We start from the raw sequence: 23,780 nt of genomic DNA, 5'->3' as shown, positions 1-23,780 counted from the left end.
TCATGGATCTGTCCGCGTTGGTCCCCTCTTTGTCGCTCTCCACACCTATGAGCGATGTCCACATGGTGGAATGAGCTATCCGCTTTTCGAGAAGCGTTCCATCATGTAACCTGCACGAAATTTCGCCTGGGCCAACGTCGTCCCTCGCTTTTTGCCTATGCCACGACGACGACGGGAGAGCCAATGCGTACGCACGCCTGGTCGCCCATGGACGGTCGCCCCGCCCCTCAGGGCATGTACGACCCCCGTAACGAGCACGACGCCTGTGGTGTCGGGTTCGTGGCCACCCTCACCGGTGTAGCCAGCCATGAGCTGGTCGAACAGGCGCTGACCGTACTGCGCAATCTCGAACACCGTGGTGCCACCGGCTCCGAGCCGGACTCCGGCGACGGCGCCGGAATCCTGCTCCAGGTCCCGGACGCCTTCCTGCGCGAGGTCACCGGCTTCGCGCTCCCCGAGGCCGGCGCGTACGCCGTCGGCATCGCTTTCCTGCCGGTCGACACGGCGGGCACGACCGACGCCGCCGTCTCACAGATCGAGACGATCGCTTCCGAGGAAGGCCTGACGGTCCTCGGCTGGCGCGACGTTCCCGTCGCCCCCGAGCTGCTCGGAGCCACCGCACGCTCGACGATGCCGGTCTTCCGGCAGATCTTCGTGGCCGACGGCGAGAGCTCCGGCGTCGCGCTCGACCGCAAGGCCTTCGTGCTGCGTAAGCGCGCCGAGCGTGAGGCCGGGACGTACTTCCCCTCGCTCTCCGCCCGGACCATCGTCTACAAGGGCATGCTGACCACCGGCCAGCTGGAGCCGTTCTTCCCCGACCTGTCCGACCGCCGTTTCGCCACGGCCGTCGCGCTCGTCCACTCGCGCTTCTCCACGAACACGTTCCCGAGCTGGCCGCTCGCGCACCCGTACCGCTTCGTCGCGCACAACGGCGAGATCAACACGGTCAAGGGCAACCGGAACTGGATGCGGGCGCGCGAGTCGCAGCTCGCCTCCGACCTGTTCGCCTCCGCCGGTGAGCGCAGCACCGACAAGCTCGGAAGCCTCGACAGGGTATTCCCGATCTGTACCCCGGACGCGTCCGACTCGGCGTCCTTCGACGAGGTGCTCGAACTCCTCCACCTCGGCGGCCGTTCGCTTCCGCACTCGGTCCTGATGATGATCCCCGAGGCGTGGGAGAACCACGGCTCGATGGACCCGGCCCGCCGCGCCTTCTACCAGTACCACTCCACGATGATGGAGCCCTGGGACGGCCCGGCCTGTGTCACCTTCACCGACGGCACCCAGGTCGGCGCCGTTCTCGACCGCAACGGCCTGCGCCCCGGGCGCTACTGGGTCACCGACGACGGCCTCGTCGTCCTCGGCTCCGAGGTCGGCGTCCTCGACATCGACCCCGCGAAGGTCGTCCGCAAGGGCCGCCTTCAGCCCGGCAGGATGTTCCTCGTCGACACCGCCGAGCACCGCATCGTCGAGGACGACGAGATCAAGGCCGCCCTCGCCGCCGAGAACCCGTACCAGGAGTGGCTGGAAGCCGGCGAGATCGAGCTCTCCGACCTGCCCGAGCGCGAGCACATCGTGCACACGCACGCCTCCGTCACGCGCCGCCAGCAGACCTTCGGCTACACCGAGGAAGAGCTGCGCATCATCCTCGCGCCGATGGCCAAGTCCGGCGGCGAGCCGCTCGGCTCCATGGGCACGGACACGCCGATCGCGGCCCTCTCCGAGCGCCCGCGGCTGATCTTCGACTACTTCACGCAGCTGTTCGCGCAGGTCACCAACCCGCCGCTGGACGCCATCCGTGAAGAGCTCGTCACCTCGCTGCACTCCTCGCTGGGCCCGCAGGGCAACATCCTGGAGCCGACCGCCGCGACCTGTCGCAGCGTCACGCTGCCCTTCCCGGTGATCGACAACGACGAGCTGGCCAAGCTCATCCACATCAACGCCGACGGCGACATGCCGGGCATGACGGCCGCGACCCTGTCCGGTCTCTACCGCGTCAGCGGCGGCGGCGACGCGCTCGCCGCCCGCATCGAGGAGATCTGCACCGAGGCCGACGCCGCCATAGAGGCCGGCGCCCGCCTGATCGTGCTCTCCGACCGGCACTCCGACGCCGAGCACGCGCCGATCCCCTCGCTGCTGCTCACCGCGGCCGTCCACCACCACCTCATCCGCACGAAGCAGCGCACCCAGGTGGGCCTGCTCGTCGAGGCGGGCGACGTCCGCGAGGTCCACCACGTGGCCCTCCTCATCGGCTACGGCGCCGCGGCGGTCAACCCGTACCTCGCCATGGAGTCGGTGGAGGACCTGGTCCGCGCCGGTACGTTCCTGCACGCCGATGAGAATGGTGGGGCCGAGCAGGCCATCCGGAACCTGATCTACGCGCTCGGCAAGGGCGTCCTGAAGGTCATGTCCAAGATGGGCATCTCGACCGTCGCCTCCTACCGCGGCGCGCAGGTCTTCGAGGCCGTCGGCCTCCAGGAGAACTTCGTCGCGAAGTACTTCGTCGGCACGACCTCCAAGATCGGCGGAGTCGGCATCGACGTCGTCGCGCAGGAGGTCGCCGCCCGGCACGCCAAGGCGTACCCGGTCTCCGGTATCGCATCGGCACACCGCGCGCTCGACATAGGCGGTGAGTACCAGTGGCGCCGCGAGGGCGAGCCGCACCTCTTCGACCCGGAGACGGTCTTCCGCCTCCAGCACTCCACGCGCAACCGCCGCTACGACATCTTCAAGAAGTACACGGACCGAGTGAACGAGCAGTCCGAGCGCCTCATGACGCTGCGCGGCCTGTTCAACCTGAAGTCGGACCGCCCCTCGATCTCCATCGACGAGGTCGAGTCGGCCGCCGACATCGTCAAGCGGTTCTCGACCGGCGCCATGTCGTACGGCTCGATCTCGCAGGAAGCCCACGAGACCATGGCCATCGCCATGAACCAGCTGGGCGGCAAGTCCAACACCGGTGAGGGCGGCGAGGACGCGGACCGTCTGTACGACCCGGCCCGCCGCTCGTCCATCAAGCAGGTCGCCTCCGGCCGCTTCGGTGTGACCTCGGAGTACCTGGTCAACGCGGACGACATCCAGATCAAGATGGCGCAGGGCGCCAAGCCCGGCGAGGGCGGCCAGCTGCCCGGCCACAAGGTCTACCCGTGGGTCGCCAAGACGCGTCACTCGACGCCGGGCGTGGGCCTGATCTCCCCGCCGCCGCACCACGACATCTACTCCATCGAGGACCTGGCCCAGCTGATCCACGACCTGAAGAACGCGAACCCGCAGGCGCGGATTCACGTGAAGCTGGTCTCCGAGGTCGGCGTCGGCACGGTCGCCGCGGGTGTCTCCAAGGCGCACGCCGATGTCGTGCTCATCTCGGGTCACGACGGCGGTACGGGCGCATCGCCGCTCACCTCGCTCAAGCACGCGGGCGGTCCCTGGGAGCTCGGCCTCGCCGAGACCCAGCAGACGCTGCTTCTCAACGGCCTGCGCGACCGCATCGTGGTCCAGACGGACGGCCAGCTCAAGACCGGCCGTGACGTCGTCATCGCCGCGCTGCTCGGCGCCGAGGAGTTCGGTTTCGCGACCGCGCCGCTCGTCGTCTCCGGCTGCGTCATGATGCGCGTCTGCCACCTGGACACCTGCCCGGTCGGCATCGCCACGCAGAACCCGGCGCTGCGCGAGCGGTTCTCCGGCAAGGCCGAGTACATCGTGAACTTCTTCGAGTTCATCGCCGAAGAGGTCCGCGAGATCCTCGCCGAGCTCGGCTTCCGCACCATCGAGGAGGCCGTCGGCCACGCCGAGCTCCTCGACACCGAGCGCGCCGTGAACCACTGGAAGGCGCAGGGCCTCGACCTCGAGCCCCTCTTCCACGTGCCGTCGCTGCCCGGCGGCGCCGTGCGCCACCAGATCGCGGTCCAGGACCACGGCCTGGAGAAGGCGCTCGACAACGAGCTGATCAAGCTCGCCGCCGACGCTCTCTCCGCATCGAGCGCGACCGACGCCCAGCCGGTCCGCGCCCAGGTCGCGATCCGCAACATCAACCGCACGGTCGGCACCATGCTCGGCCACGAGGTGACGAAGAAGTTCGGTGGCGCGGGCCTGCCCGACGACACCATCGACATCACCTTCACCGGCTCGGCGGGCCAGTCGTTCGGCGCGTTCGTGCCGCGCGGCGTGACCCTCCGTCTGGAGGGCGACGCCAACGACTACGTCGGCAAGGGCCTCTCCGGCGGCCGCGTCATCGTCCGCCCGGACCGCGGCGCCGACCACCTCGCCGAGTACTCGACGATCGCGGGCAACACCATCGCGTACGGCGCGACCGGTGGCGAGCTGTTCCTCCGCGGCCGCACGGGCGAGCGGTTCTGCGTCCGCAACTCCGGCGCGACGGTCGTGTCCGAGGGCGTGGGCGACCACGGCTGCGAGTACATGACCGGCGGCCACGCGGTGGTCCTCGGCGAGACGGGACGCAACTTCGCGGCCGGCATGTCCGGCGGCATCGCGTACGTCATCGACCTCGACCGGGACAACGTCAACTCCGGGAACCTGGGCGCCGTCGAGGCCCTGGACGACTCCGACAAGCAGTGGCTGCACGATGTCGTGCGCCGCCACCAGGAGGAGACGGGCTCGACCGTCGCCGAGAAGCTGCTCGCCGAGTGGGACTCCGCCGTGGAGCGCTTCAGCAGGATCATCCCCAGCACGTACAAGGCAGTGCTCGCCGCCAAGGACGCCGCCGAGCGAGACGGTCTCTCCGAGACCGAGATCACCGAGAAGATGATGGAGGCGGCGACCAATGGCTGATCCCAAGGGCTTTTTGAACCATGGCCGCGAGGTCGCGAAGACCCGCCCGGTCGGCGAGCGCGTCCAGGACTGGAACGAGGTCTACGTTCCGGGCTCCCTCCTCCCGATCATCTCCAAGCAGGCCTCGCGCTGCATGGACTGCGGCATCCCGTTCTGCCACCAGGGCTGTCCGCTGGGCAACCTGATCCCCGAGTGGAACGACTTCGCGTACCGCGAGGACTGGTCGGCCGCCTCCGAGCGGCTGCACGCCACGAACAACTTCCCGGAGTTCACCGGGCGCCTCTGCCCGGCGCCCTGTGAGTCGGCGTGCGTGCTCGGCATCAACCAGCCCGCCGTCACCATCAAGAACGTCGAAGTCTCGATCATCGACAAGGCGTGGGACGCGAACGACGTCAAGCCGCAGGCGCCCGACCGGCTCTCCGGCAAGACGGTCGCCGTCATCGGTTCGGGCCCGGCGGGTCTGGCCGCCGCCCAGCAGCTGACGCGGGCCGGCCACACGGTCGCCGTGTACGAGCGCGCCGACCGCATCGGCGGCCTCCTGCGCTACGGCATCCCCGAGTTCAAGATGGAGAAGCGCCACATCAACCGCCGCATCGAGCAGATGCGCGCGGAGGGCACCAAGTTCCGTACGGGCGTGGAGATCGGCCGTGACATCGACGCGGTGAAGCTGCGCAAGCGGTACGACGCGGTGGTCATCGCCGCGGGCGCCACGACGTCACGCGACCTCCCGGTCCCCGGCCGTGAGCTCAAGGGTGTCTACCAGGCGATGGAGTACCTGCCCCTGGCCAACAAGGTCCAGGAGGGCGACTACGTCACCACGCCCGTCTCCGCCGAGGGCAAGCACGTCGTGGTCATCGGCGGCGGCGACACCGGCGCGGACTGCGTGGGCACGGCCCACCGCCAGGGCGCGGCGTCCGTGACGCAGCTGGAGATCATGCCGCGTCCGGGCGAGGAGCGGGCGGCGGGGCAGCCGTGGCCGACCTTCCCGATGCTGTACAAGGTGACCTCCGCGCACGAGGAGGGCGGCGAGCGGGTCTACTCCGTCTCCACCACCCACTTCGAGGGCGACGAGGACGGCAACGTCCAGTCCCTGCACCTCATCGAGGTCGAGTTCATCGACGGCAAGCTGACGCAGAAGCCGGGCACGGAGCGCAAGATCCCCGCCCAGCTGGTCACGCTTGCGATGGGCTTCACGGGTACGGACCGCGAGAACGGCCTGGTGGACCAGTTCTCCCTGGACCTCGACGAGCGGGGCAACGTCGCCCGCGACGCCGAGTTCCAGACGAACGTCCCCGGTGTCTTCGTGGCCGGTGACGCGGGCCGCGGGCAGTCGCTCATCGTCTGGGCGATCGCCGAGGGCCGTTCCGCTGCGCAGGGCGTGGACCGATTCCTGACCGGTGCGAGCGACCTGCCGTCGCCGATTCGACCCACGGACCGTTCTCTGATGGTCTAGTCCCTGCGGCACAACCCCATATTCGTCCCGTACAACGGCGTACGGAACTGATGCGACGCCCGCCTAGTCCCCGACCGGACCAGGGCGGGCGTCGTGGCGTTTCCAGGCCGCGGTGGCGTACCCATGCGTTGCAGTGTGCGCAACGTGCATTGCTTGCAACGCAAATCACGTTTCGGCCCCGCTTAGCCGAATGGGTCTAGACCGCACCGAGCCCCGGCGTCCACAATCGCTCCCACAAACGGATCGGCGCAGGAACCAGCACGAACCCATGAGGGGGCCGGTATGAAGCGACGGGTCATCGCGGCAAGTATCGCCATGACGCTCGGACTGACCGCGACGGCATGCGGCAGCGATGACGGGAGCGACAGCGGCGACAAGGCCACCGACGGCAAGGGCAAGACCCTCACCGTATGGATCATGGAGGGGACCAACCCCGACGCCAGGCCCTTCTTCAAGGAGGCCGAGAAGGCGTTCCAGAAGAAGACCGGCGCCAAGATCCACGTCGAGTACCAGCAGTGGGCCACCGCGCAGAAGAAGTTCACCACCGCCATCGAGGGCGGCGCGGACCAGGTCCCGGACGTGGCCGAGGTCGGTACGACCTGGGTGCCGCAGTTCGCCGAGACCGACGCGCTCGTCGACGTGACCGACGAGGTCAAGAAGTCGGGTCTCAACGACGACCTCGTCGAGGGCCTCAAGGACGCGGGCACGCTCGACGGCAAGCAGTACGGCATGCCGTGGTACGCGGGCGTACGCAGCATCGTCTACCGCAAGGACATCTTCGAGAAGCACGACCTGAAGGCACCGACCACCTGGAAGGAGCTCCAGTCCGCGGCCAAGACGCTGAAGGACAAGGAGCCCAAGATGATTCCCTTCCCGGTCGCGGGCGGCGCCGAAATGTTCGCCACCCCCTTCATCTGGGGCGCCGGAGGCGAACTCGCCACGGAGCAGGGCGGCAAGTGGAAGTCGGGGATCAACTCCCCGGAGGCCGTGAAGGGCATCGAGTTCTACACCGGCCTCGCCACCAAGGACAAGGTCTCCCCGGCCAAGGTCAACACCTGGACGGAGAAGGAGGTCGGCGACGCCTGGGGCAAGGGCGAGGTCGCCATGTCCGTCAACGGCAACTGGACCCCGAAGGCCATCGTCGAGGCCAACCCGGACCTCAAGGGCAAGCTCGCCGCCGTGCCGATCCCCGGCCAGACCGGCGGCATGAGCAAGTCCTTCCTCGGCGGCTCCTACCTGTCCACGTTCAACACGGACAAGAAGGACCTCGCCTGGGAGTTCGTGAAGATGCTGACCACGGGTGACTTCGCGGCCAAGTGGGCCGAGGAGACCAACTACTTCCCGGGTCAGAACTCCGAGCTGAAGAAGATCGAGGCGAAGAAGGACCCGCTGGTCGAGCCGTTCGCCAAGCAGATGCTGGAGGCCGGCGCGACCGTCCCCAAGACCAAGGCGTACGGCGAGATCCAGGCGTCGAAGGTCATCCCCGGCATGGTGCAGTCCATCCTGACCGGGAAGTCCTCCGTCCAGGAAGCGGCGGACAAGGCCGCCAAGGACATGGACGCCATCTTCGCCAAGGACAAGTAGGCAGGGGCGAGTCGGCACTGTGAAAGACACGCTCGTCGGCGGCGGACCGAAGGAAGACGCCACGGACCGCCGCCCCGCCACCCGACCCGAACACGCGGCAGCCCTCCGCAAGAAGAAGCTGGTCAGCCTCACCCGGCCGTGGCTGCTCCTCGCACCGTCCCTCCTGGTCCTCGCGGGCCTGCTGCTCTGGCCGCTGATCCAGGTCGGCAAGCTCTCGATGCAGGACTACGCCGTCAAGTTCGGCGGCGGAGTCGGCACGTTCACCGGCTTCGACCACTACACGGACCTGCTCGGCAGCGCACTCCTGTGGAAGACGGTCCTGCCCAACACGGCGTTCTTCGCGGTCGCCTGCGTCGGCCTGACCGTCGCACTCGGCACGCTCGTCGCGCTGCTGCTCAACCGCCTCGGCCCGGCCTGGCGGCTGATCTGCTCCATCGCGGTCCTCGCCGCCTGGGCGATGCCGGCCGTCACCGGGACGTACGTCTGGATCTGGCTCTTCCAGCCGCAGGACGGCATGGTCAGCCAGATCGCGGGCTCGATGGGACTCATCGATCCCGAGACCACCAACTGGTTCACCGAGCGGGGGCCGTTCTACGCGATCGCGACCCTGAACGTCGTCCACCACGGCTTCCCGTTCGTCGCCATCACCGTCCTCGCGGGCCTGATGACGATCCCCAAGGAGCTCTACGAAGCAGGGGAGTTGGACGGCGCCAACGCCTGGCAGCGGTTCTGGAAGATCACCGTGCCGACGATCAAGCCCGTCTTCCTCGTCGTGACCATCCTCTCCACCATCTGGGACTTCAAGGTCTTCACCCAGATCTATCTGATGCCGGGCGGCGACGGAGCCAACGAAGAGGTCTACAACCTCGGCGTCTTCTCGTACATCCAGGCCTTCGCCAAGAACGACTACGGCACGGGCGCGGCAGCCGCGGTCCTGCTCACGCTGCTGCTCCTGGCCATCACGATCGTCTACATCCGTACGCTGTTCCGGCAGGGGGAGGAGGACCTGTGAGCGTCCGTCGCACCACACTCGCCGCACGCATCGGCCTTCCCGTCGCGGTCGCCGCGCTCCTGCTCTTCGCGCTCTTCCCCGTGTACTGGATGATCTCCACGGCACTCGACCCGAAGGCGATCACCCGTGGTTCGGACGTGCTGCCGAGCGGGATCAGCTTCGAGCACTTCACCTACGTGTTCGAGAAGGGCAACTTCGGCACCTACCTGCTGAACTCGGCCATCGTCGGCTTCGGCACGATCCTGGCCGCCGGGGTGCTCTCGCTCTTCGCGGCGATCGCGGTGGCCCGCTTCAAGTTCCGGTTCCGCACCTCCGTACTGATCATGGTTCTGATCGTGCAGATGGTGCCCCTTGAGGCGCTCGTCATCCCGCTCTTCATCCAGATGCGGGACTACGACATGCTCAACTCGCTGCTCGGCCTGACGATCGTCTACGTCGCGCTCTCGCTCCCCTTCGCGATCTGGACCCTGCGCGGCTTCGTGCAGACCGTGCCGAAGGAGGTCGAGGAGGCGGCGTACATCGACGGGGCGTCCTGGTTCCGGATGTTCCGTTCGGTGCTGCTTCCGCTGGTGGCGCCCGGACTCGTCGCGACCTCGATCTTCGCCTTCATCACGGCGTGGAACGAGTTCGTCTTCGCGTACACCTTCATGAAGGGCAGCGACAAGTACACGGCCGCCGTGGGCATTTACCAGTTCTTCGGTGAGAACTCCACGGCCTGGGGCCCGGTCATGGCCAGCTCCACCCTGGTCACGGTGCCGGTGATGATCTTCTTCGTGATCGTGCACCGGAAGCTGGGCTCCGGCCTGGCGGCGGGAGCCGTCAAGGGGTGAGCTCCAGGGGGAGGCGTTCAGGGTTCCAGCGTTACGGAACCCTGAACGTCTCCCCGTACACCTTCCAGGTCAGCGGCGTCTTCAGGCCCAGATTGCCGTCGTAGAGGAACTGACGCTGCGCCGTGTCCACGCGCGTCGTGTCGCGGTGCGCCTTCTCGGACTTCATCGCCGTGCGGCGGATGTCCAGGAAGATGTCGAGGTACGCCTTCTCCTTGCCGCCCTGCGCGGGCGTGTCCGCCTCGTTCAGCGCCGCCTCGCGCAGGCCGTAGAAGCCGCGCGGTCCTGTGCCGGGGCCGTGCAGGACCATCGCGTCGTAGTAGATGAACTGGCCGAGCGTGCCCAGCCCGTCGAGCTTGGCGAGGCGCACCGCCGGGTCGAAGTAGATGCGGTCGCGCGCGCTGTTCTGGGCCTTGCGGAAGTCGGGCTCGTCGGCCTCCGCCTTCCATGCCTTGGTGAAGCCGGGGTCCAGGCCCTCGTGCGAGTCGCTGCCGTCGACCTTGCGCAGGGCGGGCAGATAGCGGGCGAGGCCGTTGTCCGGGTGGTCCTTCGTGTACCGCTCGACGAGGGTGAGCAGGTCGTGCGTGCCGGTGCAGAAGCCGATGATCCCGGCGGTGTAGCCGTGCCCGTCGTCGATGTCCTCGATGTAGCCGTACTGCCCGCGCCAGTTGAGCGTGGAGTTCTCCGCGCTCGTCACGAGCTTCTGTGCCAGTTCCTTCTTGGCGGGCGCCGCGAGGCCGGCAGGCAGGTCCGCGATGAGCTCGTCGTCGGCCTCGATCTCGGCCGCCGACTTGTCCTTGTCGTACGGACGCTGGGTGCCGGAAGGCATCCCGTCGGCCCCGGAGGCATCGCTGTCCGAGTCTCCGCCCAGGAGGTAGACCGCGACCGTGGCGACCGGGGCGACGGCGAGAAGAAGGAGGCCTGCACGTTTCATTCGCACAAGATTACGGGTGGTTTCGCGGTAGCGCGCCTTCCGGATCCGACTCTATTGACTAATAGTCAATTTCGCATCAGTCTCGGGGTCGATCCGTACCGGTCGTGATGGTCATGGGAGGCCCTATGAGCACCGAAGCGCGGGAGCAGCTGAGCAAGGAGCTGCGGGACGAACCACCGGAATCCTTCGGGCAGTTGGCACCCGAGCAGCTGACTCTGCTCGCCGACGCGCTGAAGCGGGAACGCGAGAGCCGCGCGTCGGGCCTGAACGAGGCCGCCGAGGAGGCGCTGAAACTGGTGCCCGCCCTCGCCAGGGGACCCGTACGCCGGATTCTGTTCCGCTAGGGGATGGGGAGGGAGCAGGCCATGGACAAGCTGCGGAACAGGGCGGAGACCCTGAAGATCGCGCGACTGCTGGACGTGGGGCCGGACGAGCTCGCCTTCCTGGCGACGCTTCCCGTCGAGGACGTACGCCGCTTCCGCGAGAGCTGCGTCGCGGCGCTCTTCGACCGTACGCCCGAGATGCTGGACCGGATCGCGTCCGCGACGAAGCTGGTGCCGGCCGGGGTCGCGGCCGCGATCTCGCAGAAGGCGCTGGGCCCGCGGCTCGCCGCAGGGGTCGCGGGACGCCTCGAACCGGCACGGGCCGCGGACATCATCGAGAAGCTGCCGGTGCCGTTCACGGCGGAGTCGTGCGGGCATCTCGACCCGCGCAGGATCAAGGGCATCGTCGACCGGCTCGACGAGGGCCTGGTGGTGCGGATCGCGGTGGCGCTCGCCGAGCGGGGCGACCACCTGACGATGGGCCGCTTCGTCGGCTACCTCCGGGACTCCTCGCTGAGCCGGATCCTGCCGCAGGTGGACGACGCGGCCGTCCTGCGGACCGGCTTCACGATCGACGTGCCGGAACGGCTCGGCCAGATCATCGAGCTGATGGGCGCGGAGAGGCTCGCGTCGGTCATCGCGTCGGCGTCGGGGGAGGGGCTGTGGCCGGAGGCGCTGGCCGTTGCCGGGATGGTGACGGGGGAGCAGCGGAGCCGCATCGCCTCGCTCGCCGCCGCGCGGCCGCAGGAGCAGCTGGACTCGCTGGTGGTGACGGTGGCGGAGCAGGACCTGTGGGAGTCACTGCTGCCGCTGGTCGCGCTGCTGGGGGACGAGGAGCGGCGGGCTGTCGCGGTGCTGCCTTCCCTGCGGGATGCGGGGGTCCTTGGCGGGGTGGTTCGGGCGGTGGTGGCGACTGGGCTGTGGGCGGAGTTCTTGCCGCTGGTGGGTGTGCTGCCGGATGCGGGGCGGAAGGTGGTGGCGGACGAGGCGGGGGCGTTGCCTGCCTCTGACCTCGACGCGCTCGCCCTGGAGGTGGACAAGCAGGACCTGTGGGAACTGGTCATGCCGCTGGTCGAGCTGATGGACGATGAGGCCAAGACGCGGATCTTTGAGTTGCCGGCGTTTCAGGGGCAGGTGGGGTAGGGCGGTCCCTGCGGGGCTCTCCCCAATCCCGCCCCTTCCCGAAACTGGGGCTCCGCCCCAGACCCCGCGGAGCCGCTAATGGATGCAGCCGGGAAGGGGCGGGGTCGGGGACAAGAAATCACCCCGCCGTCGACCCGCCGTCCACGGCGAACTCCGCCCCCGTGATGTACGAGGACGCCTCCGACGCAAGGTAGAGAATCAGCTCCCCGACCTCCTCGGGGCGGCCCATCCTGCCGAGCGGCAGATGCGACCAGTCCCGCCCGGCGGAGGCCGAGGAGATCATCGGAGTGTCGATCGCCCCGGGGTGCACGGAGTTGACCCGCACCCCATACCCCGCCAGATCCAGCGCCGCGCTCCGCGTCAGCCCCCGCAACCCGAACTTCGTCGACCCGTACGCCGCATGCCCCCGTATCCCCACGAGCCCCGCCGTCGACGAGACGTTCACGATCGAACCGCCGCCCACCTCCCGCAGCGCGGGCAGCACCGCCTGGATCCCCAGGAACGGGCCCAGCAGATTGACCCGGATCAGCGTCTCGAAGTTCTCGTACGTCTCGTCCTCCACGGACGCCGTCCGCCACAGCGCCGCGTTGTTCACGAGCGCGTCCAGGCGGCCGAAGGCCTCGAGACCGGCCGCCACGGCCGACGCCCAGCTCTCCGCCTCCGTGACGTCATGGCGTACGAAGAGGCCTTGCCCGCCAAGGGACTTGGCGACATCGCGCCCTTCCTCCTCCCGCACGTCCGTGACGACGACCCGCGCCCCGGCCGCCGCGAAGAGCCGCGCCTCGGCCGCCCCTTGCCCGCGGCCCGCACCGGTGATCAGGACGGCCTTGCCCTCAAGTCCGTAGGAGATCACTTCACACCACCGGCCTCTCCCGTAACCTCGGCTCCTCGGAACGGACGGACGGGAGAGTGGAGCGGCACATGGGACCGGCGATCAGCCTCAGCAAGGTGGAAGAGGCGGCGCCCGCCCTCGTCAGCCTCTACAAGACCGCGGGCGTCAGCCTCCGCAAGCACGGCCTGGAGGGTGAGCGCGCCGCCGTCTACCTCGTCGTCGACTACTCCGGCTCCATGAAGCCGTACTACAAGGACGGCACCGTCCAAGCCCTCGCCGACCGGGTCCTCGGGCTGTCCGCGAACCTCGACGACGACGGCACCGTGCCCACGGTCTTCTTCTCCACGGACGTCGACGCCGTCACGGAGATCGCGCTCGACCGGCACCACGGGCGGATCGACGAGATCGTCGCCGGGCTCGGCCACATGGGCAAGACCAGCTACCACCTGGCGATGGATGCCGTGATCGACCACTACGTGGACAGCGGTTCCACGGCACCGGCCCTGGTCGTCTTCCAGACCGACGGCGGCCCCATCAACAAGCTCGCCGCCGAGCGGTATCTGTGCAAGGCGTCGAAGCTGCCGCTGTTCTGGCAGTTCATCGGGTTCGGTGACGCGAAGAGCAAGCAGTTCGACTACCTCCGCAAGCTCGACGAACTGGCCGTCCCCGCCAAGCGCGCCGTCGACAACGCGGGGTTCTTCCACGCGGGTCACGACCCCCGGACCGTGCCGGACGACCGGCTGTACGACCAGCTGGTGGGGGAGTTCCCGACCTGGCTCACGGCCGCGCGGGCGCAGGGCATCGTGACTGCGTGACCTAGTCGACCATCCGCTCCCGCAGCGCGAGAATCGTCCGCGTATCAAGCCCGAGTCCCTTCCTCAGATAGCCGCCCAGGCTCCCGTACTTCTCCTTCACCTCGTCCAGCGCCGCCTCCAGATAGCCGGTGCGGACCTCCTGGAGCGGGATCAGCAGATCGGGGTTCTGCATCAGACCGCTCTGCTTCAGGCCCTCGCGCACCTTCGCGTCGTACGCGGCCCGGTAGGTGTTGGAGGCCAGGAAGTCGCCCACGGCGGTCCGCTCGGGGACGCCGATGGCGCTCAGCAGCAGATAACTGGTCCAGCCGGTGCGGTCCTTGCCCGCCGTGCAGTGGTAGAGCAGCGGTGACTTCTTGCCGCCGTGGGCGATGTCGCGCAGCGTCGCCGCGAACTGCGCGCGGTTCGCGCCGTCGGAGACGAAGGTGCGGTAGACGTCGTGCATGAAGGCGTCGGCCTTGCCGTTGCCCAGCATCTCCTCCTGCTTGACCGGGTCCCTGGAGCCGATCACGGTCATCAGCGTCGTGAAGAGGCCGTTGTCGTTGATGGCCCGGGACGTCGGGGTGAGTCCGGCGGGCAGCCGGTCGGGCCCGTCGTACTGGACCTCGGCGGGCACCCGGAAGTCGACGACCTTCTTCAGGCCGAGCCCGCCGAGGGTGGCCACGTCGGCGTCGGTGAGCTTCGCCAGGGCGTCGGCGCGGAAGACCTGGCCGTAGCGGACCCGCTCCCCGTCGTAGGTGCGGTAGCCGCCCAGGTCCCTTACGTTGACGGCCCCTTGGAGAGGTATCCGGCGTACGCCGTCGGATGCGGGGCGGGAGTGGTGGTGCGGGGCGTGCAGGGCCGTGCCGCGCTCGGGTGCGGAGGGTTCGGCGTGGGCTGCCCAGGCGGGCAGGGTGCCCAGGGCGAGCGCGGAGACCGCGACTCCGACCGCCGTACGTGTGCGGGTGATGCGCATTGGGCCGCCTTCCTCGTAGCGGTCGCCATGGCCACTCGTCGCTCAACCAAGCGATTGTTTGGTTGAAGGTAGCGGGGTGCCCTGACAGGAGGAAGGTGCGTGCACCAGGTATCTGGCCCTGGCGGCCCTGCCCGGCCCGCGGTGTGGCGAGGGGGTGCCGGTGGTGCGGCGAGTGGAGTAAAGAGGTCCGCTCCGTCCCCGTCCGGCCCGCGGGGACCCCGAAACGAGGGGTCCCTCGTCCGTGTTAGGCTTATGCGTCGCAGTTTTGGTACCCATGAACTTTATGTGCGCCTGACGGGAATGCTCCGAAGGCGCATTATTGTTTTTTTCCGGTCTCTCCGGGATGGGGGTCATTGCAGCGCTTGGAATCCACAATTCCGTGGTTTTCCTTACTCTGCCCCTGTTGAGGAGATTGACATGGCAACTGGCACCGTTAAGTGGTTCAACGCAGAAAAGGGCTTCGGCTTCATCGAGCAGGACGGCGGCGGCCCCGACGTCTTCGCCCACTACTCGAACATCGCGTCCTCGGGCTTCCGTGAGCTCCTCGAGGGCCAGAAGGTCTCCTTCGACGTCACGCAGGGCCAGAAGGGCCTGCAGGCCGAGAACATCGTTCCCGCCTGATCGTCGTAGCACGCGAACCTCATAGCCGGGGCCCGCACCGGAAAGGTGCGGGTCCCGGCTTGTGCTGTCACCAGGTCCAGGAAGGCATTTCCGTATGAATCGCTCCGAACGCCCCGCACGTCCTGCCCGCGGGCGCTCCACGAACGCACGCGGAAAGGCCCCGGTGGCCGGCGGCGGCCAGGCGAGGGGCGCCGCGAAGAAGCCCGGCCGCGCCAAGCCGAGGCCCGTCGGCGGCGAATTCGCGCTGCCCGAGAGCATCACGCCCGCGCTGCCCTCGGTCGAGGCGTTCGCCGACCTGGACATGCCCGAGGCCCTCCTGAAGACGCTGGCCGCACAGGGCGTGACCGAGCCCTTCCCGATCCAGGCAGCCACGCTCCCCAACTCCCTCGCGGGCCGCGACATCCTCGGCCGTGGCCGCACCGGCTCCGGCAAGACCCTCGCCTTCGGCCTCGCGCTGCTCGCCCGTACCGCGGGCCGCCGCGCCGAGCCGCGTTCGCCCCTCGCCCTGGTCCTGGTCCCCACGCGTGAGCTCGCGCAGCAGGTGACGGACGCCCTGACGCCGTACGCGACGTCCGTGAACCTCCGCATGTCGACGGTGGTCGGCGGCCTCTCCATCACCAAGCAGGCGGGAACGCTCCGCCGCGGCGCCGAGATCATGGTGGCGACCCCCGGCCGTCTCAAGGACCTCATCGAGCGCGGCGACGCCGATCTCTCGCAGGTGCGGACGACCGTCCTCGACGAGGCCGACCAGATGGCCGACATGGGCTTCATGCCGCAGGTCACCGCGCTTCTGAAGCAGGTGGAGCAGGGCGGCCAGACGATGCTCTTCTCCGCCACGCTCGACAAGAACATCGACCGCCTGGTCCGGATGTTCCTCAACGACCCGGTCGTGCACTCGGTCGACCCGTCCGCGGGCGCGGTCACGACGATGGAACACCACGTTCTGTACGTCGCCGACGAGACCGACAAGAAGGCAGTGGCCCTCCGTATCGCCGCCCGAGAGGGCCGGGTGATCATGTTCCTGGACACCAAGCGCGCGGTGGACCGCTTCACCAAGCGGCTGCTCGCCAACGGTGTGCGGGCCTCCGGTCTGCACGGCGGCCGTTCGCAGCCGCAGCGCAACCGGACCCTTGACCAGTTCAAGACCGGGCAGGTCACCGCGCTGGTCGCCACGAACGTGGCGGCCCGCGGCATCCACGTCGACGACCTCGACCTGGTCGTGAACGTCGACCCGCCGACCGACCACAAGGACTACCTGCACCGCGGCGGCCGTACGGCCCGCGCAGGTGAGTCCGGCAGTGTCGTCACGCTCGTCCTGCCGGACGAGAAGCGGGAGATGACGCGTCTGATGTCCGACGCGGAGATCAGCCCGAAGACGGCGCGAGTGAAGTCCACGGACGAGGAGCTGGCGCGCATCACCGGTGCGCGGGAGCCCTCCGGGGTGCCAGTGGTCATCGAGGTGCCCCAGCAGCAGCAGGCTTCGCCGCAGCGGGGGCGGAGGCGGCCCGCCGGGAGCGGTGGCGGTCAGGGGCAGGGCCAGCGGAGGTCTCGCCCCCAGGGGCAGTCGCAGTCCTCCCAGGGTGGAGGTCAGCCCCGGTCCCAGTCGCAGGGTGGCGGTCGTCCCTCCGGCGGTGGCCAGGGTCGCCCCTCTGGCGGTGGCAGTGGCGCCGGCCGTGCTCGCCGCAGCGGCGGGGGCGCGGGGCGCCGGGCGGCGTAGCGCCTGCGCGTGGCGGCGGGGCCTTGCCCTGCCGCCGGTCAGGCCCCCCTCCCGCCCACCCGCCCGACACTCCGCATCCGACCCTGGGCGAACTTGCTTTCCCGCCCGCCCGTTACCCGGTAGTCGGGAGCGCTCGTGAGGGGGCGTGGCGGTATGTCCGCCCGGAGCACGGTTCGCGGCGCTCCGGCAGCGAAGTAGCCCCGCGGCCACCGGACGATAGCGAGGACGGACATACCGGCGCGGCCCCGCCCCCACAGACGGACCAGCCCCGCAGCACCAGCCACGGCCTGAGGGAGGCCCCATGAGCGAGAAGCACCCCCAGGCCCAGGCCCAGGCCCAGGCCCAGGCCCAGGCCCAGCGTCAGCGCCAGTTGCTGCCCCTGGCCGGCGACGACCGCCACGACCTGCGCGCGGACTGCGGCAGCTGCTTCGGGCTCTGCTGCGTAGCCCTCACCTTCTCCAAGTCCTCGGACTTCCCCGTCAACAAGGCCGCAGGCACCCCCTGCACCAACCTCCAGCAGGACTTCCGCTGCGGCATCCACCAGAAGCTGCGCCAGAAGGGCTTCTCCGGCTGCACGGTCTACGACTGCTTCGGCGCCGGCCAGAAGGTCTCCCAGACCACCTACGGCGGCACCGACTGGCGGCAGGACCGCGACACGGCCCGCCAGATGTTCGACGTGTTCCCGGTGATGCGCCAACTCCACGAACTGCTCTGGTACTTGACCGAGGCGCTCGCCCTGCCGCAGACCCGCCCGATCAGAGCCGAGCTCCAGAGCGCGCTGGAGAAGACCGAGCACCTCACTCAGGGCACCCCCGCCACCGTCGCCGAGACGGACGTGGCCGCACACCGTGAGGACATCAACGTCCTCCTTCTCCGCACCAGCGAACTCGTCCGTACGGGCATCCGTCAGAAGAAGAAGGACCGCCGGGGCGCCGACCTCTTCGGCGCCCGCCTCAAGGGCGCCGACCTCCGAGGCGTCACCCTCCGCGGCGCGTACCTCATCGCCGCCGACCTCCGCGGCGCCGACCTCCGTCAGGCCGACCTGATCGGCGCGGACCTCCGGGACACGGACCTGCGGGGAGCGGACCTCACCGGCAGCATCTTCCTGACCCAGTCACAGGTGAACGCGGCAAAGGGCGACGCGGAGACGAAGCTGCCGCCGTCCCTGACGCGCCCCGCGCACTGGGGCTAGCGGCACTGGGGCCAGCGGCACCGCAAGCACGAACGCGCCCTACGTGTCACACTCCAGCACCGTCCGGCACAACGTGCACCGCGCCCGCATCCGCCCCCGAGCCGGCAGCCGGATCCGCTGCTGACACGTGGGGCAGGGGAACGAGACCCGCAGAGGCTCGGCGCCACCCCGCGATGGCGGGGTGAACGAGTACGCACCGCCCCGGGGCGCCACCCCCGCTCCACCGGAGCCACGCTCCTGCGCGTACCGCCGGTCCTTCGCGTACCGCCGCCGCCCCGCCCACCCCGCGGCCGTCAACGGCGGCTGCTGCTCGTCGCGTCGGGCCTGCGCGAGCCCCTTCGTGTAGGCGGTGTACGCCTGCGCGCTGGTGAACCACGTCTCCGGTGCCTCCCCGAAGGCGATGGCCCGCTTGGCCAGTACGTACCCGAACTCCTCCGGCGTGAGGTAGCCGAGCTTCTGCGACGAGGCGCCGTCCTCCCGGTAGGCGTCCAGGAGGAGCCACCCCGCCCCCAGGTAGGTCGTCGCGGTGTCCGTGAGTATTTCGTTGTCGCGTGTGCCGGAAAACGCCAAATCAAGCCGGTGCAGATACACGTGCATGACCTCGTGGGCGAGCGCCGCGCCGATGTCCCTGCGGTGTGTGCGGAACCGGTCGTTGAGTTCGATGAAGTACTCGGGCCCCGCGGCGAGTTCGACGTACGCCGCGTGTTCCATCTCGCGGAAGCTGACGATCACGCGGGCGTCCGGCAGCCGCAGGTGCCGCACCATCTCGCGGGCCACGCGCTGCACGCCCAGATGAAGGTCGTCCTGGTCGGAGAAGGCGACGTCGGCGGGGGTGATGCTGGTGTCGAAGGTGTGGACGGTGTCGTACGACAGGCGTTTGTAGAGCGCGGTGATCGCGGAGCGCACCGTCTCCAGGTGGGGGTAGCCGTGCACCACAGGCCCGCCGTCCGTCACGTGCGCACCCCCTGGAGATGTCCGCGTCGCATCGAGTCGCATCGAGTCGTGTCGGCCTGTGTCGAGCAGGAGCGAGCCGTCTCGACTCACCTCGACTCGATTCCACTGTAAGGCGCACTCCCGTGCCCGGAACCAGCCCACGCATGGGTCCGTGGCCGAAAACCGCCCCTTGCTCTATGCGGACACCGATCTCCATAATCCGCAACAACGCTTTGGCGGGCTCATGCCATTCTCGTCGTCGTTCTCGTGGTTTCGCGGGGAGGGAGTGGGTCCGTGGACGCGTGCAACCCCCCACGAACCCCCCACGAAGGGAAGCCCGTTGAACACCAAGCTGCGTGGAGTCAAGAGAGCCGCCACCCTCGGTGCCATCGCCCTCGCCGCCGTCAGTCTCCAGCCCGTCGCCGCCTCCGCGGCCCCGCACCCCGGCCCCACGCCGGGTGAGCGCGTGGTCGGCGGTACCCCCGCCGAGCAGGGTGAATTCCCGTTCATGGTCCGTCTGTCGATGGGCTGTGGCGGCGCGCTGTACGCCCAGGACATCGTGCTGACCGCCGCGCACTGTGTGGACGGTTCGGGCGACAACACGAGCATCACCGCCACCGGTGGTGTCGTGGACCTGGAGAGCCCGGACGCGATCACCGTGAAGTCCACCAAGGTCCTGCAGGCGCCGGGTTACGACGGCAAGGGCAAGGACTGGGCGCTCATCAAGCTCGAAAAGAAGATCGACCAGCCGACGCTGAAGATCGCCAAGGACGACAAGCTCAACAACGGCGACTTCGACATCGCCGGCTGGGGTGCCGACAAGGAGGGTGGCGAGCAGCAGCGTTACCTCCTCAAGGCGAAGGTCCCGTTCGTGAGCGACGCCGACTGCGAGGCCGCGTACGGCGGCGACCTCACGCCCGGCGAGGAGCTCTGCGCCGGCAAGCTGGCCGAGGGCGGCACGGACACCTGCCAGGGTGACTCCGGTGGCCCCATGTTCCGCAAGGACGAGGCCGGGGAGTACGTCCAGGTGGGCATCGTGAGCTGGGGCAACGGGTGCGCGCGGCCCAAGTTCCCCGGGGTGTACACCGAGGTGTCCACGTTCGCCGGTGACATAGAGAAGGCGGCGTCGGAACTCTGAGTTTCGCTGCACGCTGCACGCTGGACGCGGGGCTGGACCGGTTGGCGGTCCGGGCCCGCGTTCGTGCTTGCGGGGCTGCTCCGTCTCGGGGGCGGGGCCGTGCCGGTATGTCCGTCCTCGCTATCGTCCGGTGGCCGTGGGGCTGCTGCGGCGCCGGAGTCCCGCGAACCGTGCTCCGGGCGGACATACCGGCACGTCCCCTCACGAGCGTCGCCGACTGCGGCCAATCGGTGGTGGCTGCGGAGTAATCGGGCTGGTGGCGTTAGTCCAAGACCTGGGTCGCCTTTGTCCATGGGCGCAGAAGTCCCTCCCGGCGCAGGGTGACCGCACCGAGATCCGTCCCACGGAGGGGTGCCATGCAGCCGTCAGACACGTCCGGCCCGAGCCGCAGAACCGTAGTCGCCACGGGCGCGCTGGCCGGCGTCACCGTCGCCGTCGGCCTCGGGGGCGCCGTACCCGCCTCGGCGAGGCCCGCGGCGGCGGGCGAGGCCGTCCTCCGCTCCGCCGACCTCGACGTACGCGTCGCCACCGACTTCCCCCGCGTCATCTCGTACACCGACCGCGCCACCAAGGCGGTCCTGCACGCACAGTCGGAGCCCGTCACCACGCTCCTGGTGGACGACGTGACGCACACCCCGAAGGTGACCGTCACCGCCACCGGTGACGACCGGGTCGCGTACCTTCTCGCTCTCGGCGGGGGCGCCACCATCCGCGTCGAGATCGCCCTCAAGGGGCGTCAAGTGCAGTGGCGGGTCACGGAGATCGACGACAGCGACGAGTTGCGCGTCGGCACCCTTCGTGTCCCCGGGCTCGCCCTTCTCGCCGTACGGAGTGATCAGCCCGGCGCCACCCTCCTCGCCGCCAAGGTCCAGCTCGACAAGGCCAAGAGCGGGGACACCGAGGTCAGGCTCGCCCCGGACACCGCCGCCGAGGCGGCCACCGGATGTGCCTACGCCGTCGTCGCGCACGACGCGCTGGGCGGCGCCGTCGAGACCAACACCGTCTACGACAAGCCCACCACCGAGGCCGGAACCACCTGGGACAACGGCAGGCTCTGGCGGGAGACCGTCAAGAAGAGCGGGTACGTGGAGGCCCGGCTGGCCCCCGGCCAGTGGACGCACCGCGCGGCCACCGCGGCCGTCGGCGACACCGAGCCCCTTCCGTACGCCACCGTCGTCATCACCGGTGACCGCAACGGCGACGGCAAGGTCGACTGGCAGGACGCCGCCATCGCGTTCCGCGACATCATGGTGAAGCCGCTGGGCGCGGACGAGCAGCATCTGCGCGTCGTCCCGCACATTCCGTTCAACTTCGCCTCGCAGGCCACGAACCCGTTCCTCGCGACCCTCGACAACGTCAAGCGGATCCACCTGGCCACGGACGGCCTGCGGCAGTACACGCTGCTCAAGGGCTATCAGTCGGAGGGGCATGATTCCGCGCATCCCGACTACGCGGGGAACTACAACACGCGCGCGGGCGGTCTCGACGACCTCAACACCCTGGTCAGGGAAGGCAAGAAGTGGAACAGCGACTTCAGTGTGCATGTGAATGCCACCGAGTCCTATCCCGTCGCGCATTCGTTCTCGGAAAAGCTTGTCGACAAGGGTAATGAGCAGTGGGACTGGCTCGATCAGAGCTATCGCATCGATCAGCGGCGCGACCTGGTGTCCGGTGACATCATCGAGCGGTTTGCCGACCTTCGCGATGATGCCGACGATGCGCTCAACGCTCTTTACATTGATGTGTTCCGGGAGTCCGGGTGGACCTCCGACCGGCTCCAGCGCGCCCTGCGCGAGCAGGGCTGGATCGTCACCAGCGAGTGGGGGCACGGCTTCGAGCGCTCGTCCGTCTGGTCGCACTGGGCGACGGAGCCCGATTACGGTCCCGATACGTCGCGCGGCATCAATTCGCGGCTGATCCGCTTCATCCGCAACCATCAGAAGGATGTCTTCGCCGACAAATGGCCGACCCTTCTGGGCATTGCCCGCATGGGGAACTTCGAAGGGTGGGTCGGGAAGACCGACTGGGCCTACTTCTACGATCTGATCTGGACCGACTCGCTGCCCGCCAAGTATCTCCAGGCCCATCCCATCAAGTCGTGGGGCGAGCACGAGATCAGTTTCTTCGGGGAAGGGCAGACGAAGGTCTCCGACACCGGAGGTACCCGTCGGGTCGTCACGGATGGCCGTGTCGTCTATGACGGGGGGAGCTATCTGCTGCCCTGGGAGCCCCGTAAGGCCACCGATCCCGCGAAGCTCTATCACTACAACCCGAAGGGCGGAAAGGGGAGTTGGCAGCTGCCGCGCGGGTGGTCCGGGCTCGGCAAGGTCGCGTTGTACCGGCTCACCGATCAGGGGCGCGTCTTCGTCGCCGATGTTCCGGTGCGCGGGGGGAAAGTGACCCTCGACGCCAAGGCCAAGCAGCCCTACGTCCTGTACCGCTCGCGTGCCGCCGCCGTGCCCGATCCCGGCTGGGGGCAGGGCACGCCTCTGTACGACCCGGGGTTCAACTCCGGCTCTCTGCGTGGCTGGAAGGTCTCCGGACCGGCCTCCGTCGAGCTCAGCAAGCTCGGTGACCACGAACTCGTCATCGCGCCGGGCGGCAAGGCCGCCGTCGGTCAGCGGCTGCGCCGTCTGAAGGCAGGGGCGTACGTCGCCTCCGTGCAGGTCGAGGTCGGGGAGAAGGCGGGAGACGAGCGGAAGGCCACCTTGGAGGTGCGCACCGCCGACGGTGTCACCGCCGCCAACTGGACGCGGACCTCCACGGCGGGCAACTACGTGGCGGCCGACCGCAAGCACGGCACCCGCTTCCAGCGGATGTCCGTCCCCTTCACGGTCCCCGACGGCGGCGGCACGGCCGAGCTGACGCTCCGGGCCGACGCGGGCCACGCGCGCGTGCGCTTCGACAACGTGCGCATCGTCTCCGCCACGGGCGCCGGCGCCCCCGGAGACGGCACGCTCGCCTCCGAGGACTTCGAGCACGTGCCGCAGGGATGGGGGCCGTTCGTGAAGGGGGACGCGGGCGACGTCACCGACCCGCGTACGCACATCGCGCAGCGGCACGCCCCGTTCACCCAGCGGGGCTGGAACGGCAAGGCCATCGACGACGTCATCGACGGCGCGCAGTCCCTCAAGTCCCGTGGCGAGAACGCCGGGCTCGTCTACCGCACGGTCCCGCACACCGCCCGCTTCGAGGCGGGCAAGCGCTACCGCGTCTCCTTCCGGTACGAGAACGAGAAGGCGGGGCAGTACGCGTGGATCACCGCCGTCGACGAACCCGCGGCGCGTGAGACCGACCGCAAGGAGCTGCCCGTGGCGACCGAGCCGACCGCTCTGACGTACGAGTTCACCGCCCCCGCCAAGGGCGAGGCGTGGGTCGGGCTGCGCAAGAGCGGGGACGACGGCACCGCGGAGTTCGTCCTGGACGCCTTCGAGGTGCGAGAGGTCTGAGGCTCCCCGCGACGGCTCCTCGCGACAGCTCCCCGCGACGGGCTGATTTCTCAGCCCGTCGCGGGTG

The 23,780-nt window shown here is 69.0% G+C and carries 17 protein-coding genes; 13 read left to right on the top strand and 4 right to left on the bottom strand.

From position 1 onward, the window contains the following. Positions 1-183 precede the first annotated feature (183 nt). The 5 genes from gltB (at position 184) to ABZ833_RS13290 (ending at position 9,667) form a co-directional block, all read left to right on the top strand. Positions 184-4,788, top strand: coding sequence for a glutamate synthase large subunit (gene gltB / locus ABZ833_RS13310; RefSeq protein ID WP_361045326.1), 4,605 nt, complete (start codon positions 184-186; stop codon positions 4,786-4,788). Beyond that, complete coding sequence (locus ABZ833_RS13305; RefSeq protein ID WP_361045323.1) at positions 4,781-6,241, top strand: glutamate synthase subunit beta; 1,461 nt, start codon at positions 4,781-4,783, stop codon at positions 6,239-6,241. Before gltB ends, ABZ833_RS13305 begins: the two co-directional genes overlap by 8 nt. A gap of 282 nt (positions 6,242-6,523) precedes the next feature. Next, entirely contained in the window at positions 6,524-7,825 is a 1,302-nt protein-coding gene (locus ABZ833_RS13300; protein ID WP_361045320.1) for a sugar ABC transporter substrate-binding protein, read from the top strand. Positions 7,826-7,844: 19 nt separating this feature from the next. Continuing rightward, positions 7,845-8,837: a sugar ABC transporter permease gene (locus tag ABZ833_RS13295; protein ID WP_361045318.1), complete on the top strand. Its 993-nt coding sequence runs from the start codon at positions 7,845-7,847 to the stop codon at positions 8,835-8,837. Continuing rightward, positions 8,834-9,667, top strand: a complete 834-nt coding sequence (locus ABZ833_RS13290) for a carbohydrate ABC transporter permease (protein ID WP_361045315.1) — start codon at positions 8,834-8,836, stop codon at positions 9,665-9,667. Before ABZ833_RS13295 ends, ABZ833_RS13290 begins: the two co-directional genes overlap by 4 nt. Positions 9,668-9,698: 31 nt before the next feature. Here ABZ833_RS13290 and ABZ833_RS13285 read toward each other — a convergent pair whose 3' ends face one another. Next, positions 9,699-10,598, bottom strand: coding sequence for a chitosanase (locus tag ABZ833_RS13285; protein WP_361045312.1), 900 nt, complete (start codon positions 10,596-10,598; stop codon positions 9,699-9,701). A gap of 125 nt (positions 10,599-10,723) precedes the next feature. Here ABZ833_RS13285 and ABZ833_RS13280 point away from each other — a divergent pair, with 125 nt between their 5' ends. Both ABZ833_RS13280 and ABZ833_RS13275 read left to right on the top strand, forming a co-directional pair. Next, positions 10,724-10,942, top strand: coding sequence for a hypothetical protein (locus ABZ833_RS13280; RefSeq protein WP_361045309.1), 219 nt, complete (start codon positions 10,724-10,726; stop codon positions 10,940-10,942). A gap of 21 nt (positions 10,943-10,963) precedes the next feature. Continuing rightward, positions 10,964-12,064, top strand: coding sequence for a hypothetical protein (locus tag ABZ833_RS13275; RefSeq protein ID WP_361045306.1), 1,101 nt, complete (start codon positions 10,964-10,966; stop codon positions 12,062-12,064). A gap of 118 nt (positions 12,065-12,182) precedes the next feature. Here the strand turns inward: ABZ833_RS13275 and ABZ833_RS13270 are convergent, their stop codons facing one another. Further along, positions 12,183-12,914, bottom strand: coding sequence for a glucose 1-dehydrogenase (locus tag ABZ833_RS13270; protein ID WP_361046291.1), 732 nt, complete (start codon positions 12,912-12,914; stop codon positions 12,183-12,185). Positions 12,915-12,985: 71 nt separating this feature from the next. On the opposite strand from ABZ833_RS13270, the gene ABZ833_RS13265 reads away from it, so the two are divergent. Continuing rightward, entirely contained in the window at positions 12,986-13,711 is a 726-nt protein-coding gene (locus tag ABZ833_RS13265; RefSeq protein WP_361045303.1) for a VWA domain-containing protein, read from the top strand. 1 nt (position 13,712) lies between these two features. Here ABZ833_RS13265 and ABZ833_RS13260 read toward each other — a convergent pair whose 3' ends face one another. Further along, positions 13,713-14,663, bottom strand: coding sequence for a tyrosine-protein phosphatase (locus tag ABZ833_RS13260; protein WP_361045300.1), 951 nt, complete (start codon positions 14,661-14,663; stop codon positions 13,713-13,715). A 417-nt stretch (positions 14,664-15,080) separates the two neighbouring features. On the opposite strand from ABZ833_RS13260, the gene ABZ833_RS13255 reads away from it, so the two are divergent. The 3 genes from ABZ833_RS13255 (at position 15,081) to ABZ833_RS13245 (ending at position 18,193) form a co-directional block, all read left to right on the top strand. Continuing rightward, the gene (locus ABZ833_RS13255) at positions 15,081-15,284 is read left to right on the top strand and encodes a cold-shock protein (RefSeq protein WP_160504463.1); all 204 of its coding nucleotides are present in this window, start codon (positions 15,081-15,083) and stop codon (positions 15,282-15,284) included. Between the two features lie 94 nt (positions 15,285-15,378). Continuing rightward, positions 15,379-17,001 carry a DEAD/DEAH box helicase gene (locus ABZ833_RS13250; protein ID WP_361045296.1) on the top strand — a complete coding sequence of 541 codons (1,623 nt, stop codon included), beginning with the start codon at positions 15,379-15,381 and terminating at the stop codon, positions 16,999-17,001. 301 nt (positions 17,002-17,302) lie between these two features. Next, a complete protein-coding gene (locus ABZ833_RS13245; protein ID WP_361045293.1) occupies positions 17,303-18,193 on the top strand; it encodes a pentapeptide repeat-containing protein in 891 nt (296 codons plus the stop codon). 39 nt (positions 18,194-18,232) lie between these two features. On the opposite strand, the gene ABZ833_RS13240 is transcribed toward ABZ833_RS13245, so the two are convergent. Beyond that, positions 18,233-19,147 carry a hypothetical protein gene (locus ABZ833_RS13240; RefSeq protein WP_361045290.1) on the bottom strand — a complete coding sequence of 305 codons (915 nt, stop codon included), beginning with the start codon at positions 19,145-19,147 and terminating at the stop codon, positions 18,233-18,235. Between the two features lie 319 nt (positions 19,148-19,466). Here ABZ833_RS13240 and ABZ833_RS13235 point away from each other — a divergent pair, with 319 nt between their 5' ends. Together ABZ833_RS13235 and ABZ833_RS13230 are read left to right on the top strand one after the other, a co-directional pair. Beyond that, positions 19,467-20,264 (top strand): serine protease, encoded by a 798-nt coding sequence (locus ABZ833_RS13235; RefSeq protein WP_361045287.1) that lies wholly within the window; start codon positions 19,467-19,469, stop codon positions 20,262-20,264. Positions 20,265-20,620: 356 nt separating this feature from the next. Continuing rightward, on the top strand, positions 20,621-23,713 hold the full coding sequence (locus tag ABZ833_RS13230; RefSeq protein ID WP_361045284.1) for an endo-alpha-N-acetylgalactosaminidase family protein: 3,093 nt from the start codon (positions 20,621-20,623) through the stop codon (positions 23,711-23,713). Positions 23,714-23,780 lie beyond the last annotated feature (67 nt).

Source organism: Streptomyces sp. NPDC047525, from assembly GCF_040643025.1.
Taxonomy (GTDB): domain Bacteria; phylum Actinomycetota; class Actinomycetes; order Streptomycetales; family Streptomycetaceae; genus Streptomyces; species Streptomyces durmitorensis.
The sequence above is the reverse complement of the archived record's forward strand: the minus strand, read 5'-3'. Positions and strand labels throughout refer to the sequence as shown.

Bases quoted from the DNA above. Each gene is read 5' to 3' on its own strand.
- ABZ833_RS13280 (WP_361045309.1), top strand. From the start codon at position 10,724: ATGAGCACCGAAGCGCGGGAGCAGCTGAGCAAGGAGCTGCGGGACGAA.
- ABZ833_RS13250 (WP_361045296.1), top strand. From the start codon at position 15,379: ATGAATCGCTCCGAACGCCCCGCACGTCCTGCCCGCGGGCGCTCCACG.
- ABZ833_RS13300 (WP_361045320.1), top strand. From the start codon at position 6,524: ATGAAGCGACGGGTCATCGCGGCAAGTATCGCCATGACGCTCGGACTG.
- ABZ833_RS13255 (WP_160504463.1), top strand. From the start codon at position 15,081: ATGGCAACTGGCACCGTTAAGTGGTTCAACGCAGAAAAGGGCTTCGGC.
- ABZ833_RS13275 (WP_361045306.1), top strand. From the start codon at position 10,964: ATGGACAAGCTGCGGAACAGGGCGGAGACCCTGAAGATCGCGCGACTG.
- ABZ833_RS13305 (WP_361045323.1), top strand. From the start codon at position 4,781: ATGGCTGATCCCAAGGGCTTTTTGAACCATGGCCGCGAGGTCGCGAAG.
- ABZ833_RS13260 (WP_361045300.1), bottom strand. From the start codon at position 14,663: ATGCGCATCACCCGCACACGTACGGCGGTCGGAGTCGCGGTCTCCGCG.
- ABZ833_RS13245 (WP_361045293.1), top strand. From the start codon at position 17,303: ATGAGCGAGAAGCACCCCCAGGCCCAGGCCCAGGCCCAGGCCCAGGCC.
- ABZ833_RS13285 (WP_361045312.1), bottom strand. From the start codon at position 10,598: ATGAAACGTGCAGGCCTCCTTCTTCTCGCCGTCGCCCCGGTCGCCACG.
- ABZ833_RS13265 (WP_361045303.1), top strand. From the start codon at position 12,986: ATGGGACCGGCGATCAGCCTCAGCAAGGTGGAAGAGGCGGCGCCCGCC.
- ABZ833_RS13230 (WP_361045284.1), top strand. From the start codon at position 20,621: ATGCAGCCGTCAGACACGTCCGGCCCGAGCCGCAGAACCGTAGTCGCC.
- gltB (WP_361045326.1), top strand. From the start codon at position 184: ATGCGTACGCACGCCTGGTCGCCCATGGACGGTCGCCCCGCCCCTCAG.